At 29.0% G+C, this 4077-nt stretch carries 3 protein-coding genes; 1 reads left to right on the top strand and 2 read right to left on the bottom strand.

Annotated features, from left to right (window positions below):
• The coding region (locus G3997_RS05090; RefSeq protein ID WP_296649119.1) for a PfkB family carbohydrate kinase at positions 1 to 344 on the bottom strand (344 nt) is incomplete at its 3' end.
• A gap of 24 nt (positions 345 to 368) precedes the next feature.
• Positions 369 to 2645, bottom strand: coding sequence for a glycoside hydrolase family 2 protein (locus tag G3997_RS05095; RefSeq protein ID WP_296649121.1), 2277 nt, complete (start codon positions 2643 to 2645; stop codon positions 369 to 371).
• Between the two features lie 198 nt (positions 2646 to 2843).
• Between G3997_RS05095 and G3997_RS05100 the strand changes: the two genes are divergently transcribed.
• The gene (locus tag G3997_RS05100) at positions 2844 to 4067 is read left to right on the top strand and encodes an AraC family transcriptional regulator (RefSeq protein WP_296649126.1); all 1224 of its coding nucleotides are present in this window, start codon (positions 2844 to 2846) and stop codon (positions 4065 to 4067) included.
• The last annotated feature ends 10 nt before the right edge of the window (positions 4068 to 4077 follow it).

Below are 4077 nucleotides of genomic sequence, written 5' to 3' on the forward strand. Positions count from 1 at the left end.
ATTTGGCTTGCTGCAGAGTTCTTTCTAAAGTAATGTACTTCAGGATCTCCATCTTTTACTTTTGTTTTAAAGTAAAATCCTGTAGAGTAATCAGAATCTTTTGAAATACTATCAGATAATATTCCTTCTCTATTAATTACATCTTCAATATAATTACCAAATACATCTTTTCCTAATCTTGTTATATAAGATACTTTATGACCTAATCTTGAAAGTCCCATACTAACATTTAGCTCTGCTCCAGCAATTCCTTTTGAAAAGTTTTCTATATCTGTAAAATCACCTTCATTTTCAGCAATGAATACAATCATAGCTTCTCCAAGAGTAATTAATTCTTTGTTCATTTTATTTTCTCCTAAATACAAATATTACRCTAAAGMTTYAACTGGACACTTAACTTTATTTAACTTATCATTTAAGTCAAGTAACTGTTCTTTTGTAACTTCTACATGTCCAGCACCAAGAAGACTTGTTAATCTAAGAACTGTAAAGCTTCCCATCATTTTTATTAAACTATCTAATCCGCTTCCATCATCTTCTTTTTTATCTTCTCCAACTTCATCTGCACCCATCATACCTGCCATTAAAGGTTTCATAAAGTCAGTAAATATTTTTCCTGCTTCTTCAGATTTCATTATGTCATCTATTTTATCATTAAGAGAATAATGACCTTCTATTATATCTAAATCGAACCAGTTTAATATAGCTCCTTTTTCTTTTAAACGGTAATCTTCATTGAATACTTCTACCTTACGTATAAAGCTGTTATCTTTACACTCACCAGCTATAGCTTCTAAAGTAGTTTCTCCCATATTTGGTACTTCGAAATAGAAGAAGTGTTCTGGTGAAGATTGTTTTCCAAGGCTTACACCATTTGCAAATAATTCTACTTCTGGTTGGTTTGAGTAAACAGTAACTTTTGTAGTTTCTTCTACTCTATCAACATATCTCTTACCACATATATGTACAAATGGCTCATCAGATAACCAAGCTTTGTAAGCATAGAAAGCATCTTTTTTATATTTACGGTCAAATGTAACTAAACCTTTATGGTTTTGTCCATTTTCTCCACCTTCATTACGTGAATCTGCTCCAAAGTCAAACATATTCCATACATGTGTTGCCCACATATATTTTCTTGAGAAGAATTGCTTTATTAATTCTTCGTGATAGTATGCTTGATATTCTTCTGTATAATCACCTTGTTCTGGATTTGAAGTATGCCAGTTTAATGCTTCACATCCGTATTCACTACACCCTATTGGTATATTTGGATATTTTGCATGGAATTCATCGAACCAAGTACCATTCATAGATGTATCCCCTCCATACCATCCAAAGTAGTGGTTGTATGATACTACATCAGGTATTTGTACATATGGGTCATCCATACTACACATAGATACACAAGCTATTGTTGTAAGTCTTGTTTTATCCATTTCATGTACTAAATCATTTAATATTCTGTGATTTTCTCTTAAATCTTCACTAGATTCTCCTGACATAGTTATTTCATTTGATAATCCCCATACAACTATAGATGGATGGTTGTAGTTTTGAGTTATTAATTCCTTCATTTGAGATATTGTATTTTCTCTACCATTTGGCATATGTGTAGATATGTATGGTATTTCTGCCCAAATTACCATACCTCTCTCATCACATAAATCGTAGAAGTATTGGTCATGTTGGTAATGAGCAAGACGTATTGTAGTTGCTCCTAATTCACATATCATATCCATATCTTCTTCATGATGTTCAGGTAGTAATGCATTACCTATTCCCCATCTATCTTGATGACGAGAAACCCCTCTTAGAGGATATTCTTCACCATTTAATATGAATCCTAATTCTGGATCTATTTTAAAAGTACGGCATCCAAATCTAGTGCTTACATTATCTAAAACTTCATCATCTTGCTTTAAGTAAACTTCAGCACTGTATAAGTATGGATCTTTTTTACCATGCCATAAGTGAACATTTTCAATTTCAAAACTTACTTTAGTTTCACTAGCATTAGTTTCTTTTTGTCCAACTATATTTCCTTCTCTATCTTTTAATATGTAGTTTAATTTTTGATTTTCTTTTGCATTAGTTAAAAATACTTCTACTTCAACAGTTGCATTTTTATCTGCAACCTCTGGAGTAACCTTTATTCCAGGTCCACCATAGTATTCTAAATCAAAGTGTGATTCATTTACTGCAAGTATATTTACATTTCTGTAAAGTCCTCCGTAGAAAGTAAAGTCTGCATTTTGTGGATATACTCTATCATTTGCAGAGTTATCTACTTCAACTACAAATAAGTTTTTATCTTCTAATACATCAGTAATGTCTACTCTCCATGTAGAGTAACCACCATCATGATGTGCTAATTCTTTTCCATTAACATATACAGTAGCAGAAGAATTAGCTCCATTAAATTCTAAATAGTATTTATCAGCTTTTGGTAAATCCATTTTTTCTAATTCTTTTGCATAGTAAGCTGTTCCTCTATAAAGGTCATTTCCACCATCTTGACCATCTATATCATTCCAAGTATGAGGTAATGAAACCCAATACCATTTTTCTGGCATTACTTTTGGAGCTTCTGTAGCTTCTTTAGAAAATGCCCATTTTGTATTAAAATTATATACTTGTCTCATATGTTCTTCCCCCTAAATCTAAATATATAATGTCCATGTATAATTTAATATTTTTATGACATAAGACAAACATTTTCCTACGTCTTGATTAAATTATAACAAATTTTTTTCTTTTTTTTATTCATATATCCGTCTATAATATTAACATATACGTTTTTTATGTATTTTTTAATATAATTTAGTTTTAAGGAGATATTTATGCAGTCAGATATTATAAATTTTGCAACAAAGTTATTATCAAAATGTATTCCTGTTAAAGTACAATATTTCAAAGAATGTCAATTGGATTCAGTTATTTTTGAACCTGATTTAGATTTTTATTCTATGATAAATCATCATCTTTTAAAATGTATAAAACCATATTTAGAGCAATGTGATAATTCAACTATCACAAATATTATAACGCCATTTCATACAAATCATTATATCCTGTGTATATCAAAGGAAAATGATGAACATCTTGTTGTAGGTCCATTTGTAGAAAATCCAATTAGTGATGAGTTAATTTATTCTATTATTAATAAGTTACAAATAAATTTAGATTATGCTAAAAAGTTAAAACTTTATTATCAATCACTACCATCTATTGATGCATCAACAGTTTATGAAATTTTATTTACTATAAATGAATATATTGCTAAAAATCAAACAGCTCCTCGTCTAAATACTATAGATTTAAGTATTTTACCAAAACAAGATTCTAGCTATGATTTATTTATTGAGGATATGAATCGTAGTTCTATGTACAAAGATATTGAGGAGCGATATGCTAGCGAAGATAAATTAATATCCTATATTAAAAATGGTGATGTAATACTTGCACAAAAGGAATTTATGAAAAAAACTATAAGTGGTTCAAATATTATTCGTAATAAAGATTCAGTAAGAAATTCAAAGAATCTATTATTATCTGCTAATACCCTATTCCGTAGAGGAGCTTACCTTGGTGGTGTACCTCCTATATACTTAGATGAATTATCTGGAAAGTGGTCAATAAAAATTGAACAAGCAGTATCATTAGAAGAGCTCAATAATCTTCATATTAAAATGATAAATTCATATTGCCTTCTTACTAAAGAGCATTCACTTTCTAAGTATTCACCAGTTATAAAACAAACACTTATGTTTATTAATTTAAATATTTCATCTAATCTTACAGTAAAGAAGGTTGCTCATGAAATTGGTCTATCTCCAGATTATTTAACTCGCTTATTTAAAAAAGAATTAGGAGTTAATATTATTACATATATTAATAGTAAAAGAATTTATACTTCACTTGATTTATTAAAAAACACAGATTTATCTATAGAAGAGATTGGAGATTTAATAGGATTAAATAATACATCGTACTTTTATACTCTATTTAAAAAGCAAATTGGAATTTCTCCAAAGCAATATAGAAATAATCTAAAATCTAAATAAGCATATAATT

It is taken from the genome of Romboutsia sp. 13368 (assembly GCF_018336475.1).
GTDB lineage: Bacteria > Bacillota > Clostridia > Peptostreptococcales > Peptostreptococcaceae > Romboutsia.

Bases quoted from the DNA above. Each gene is read 5' to 3' on its own strand.
- G3997_RS05100 (WP_296649126.1), top strand. From the start codon at position 2,844: ATGCAGTCAGATATTATAAATTTTGCAACAAAGTTATTATCAAAATGT.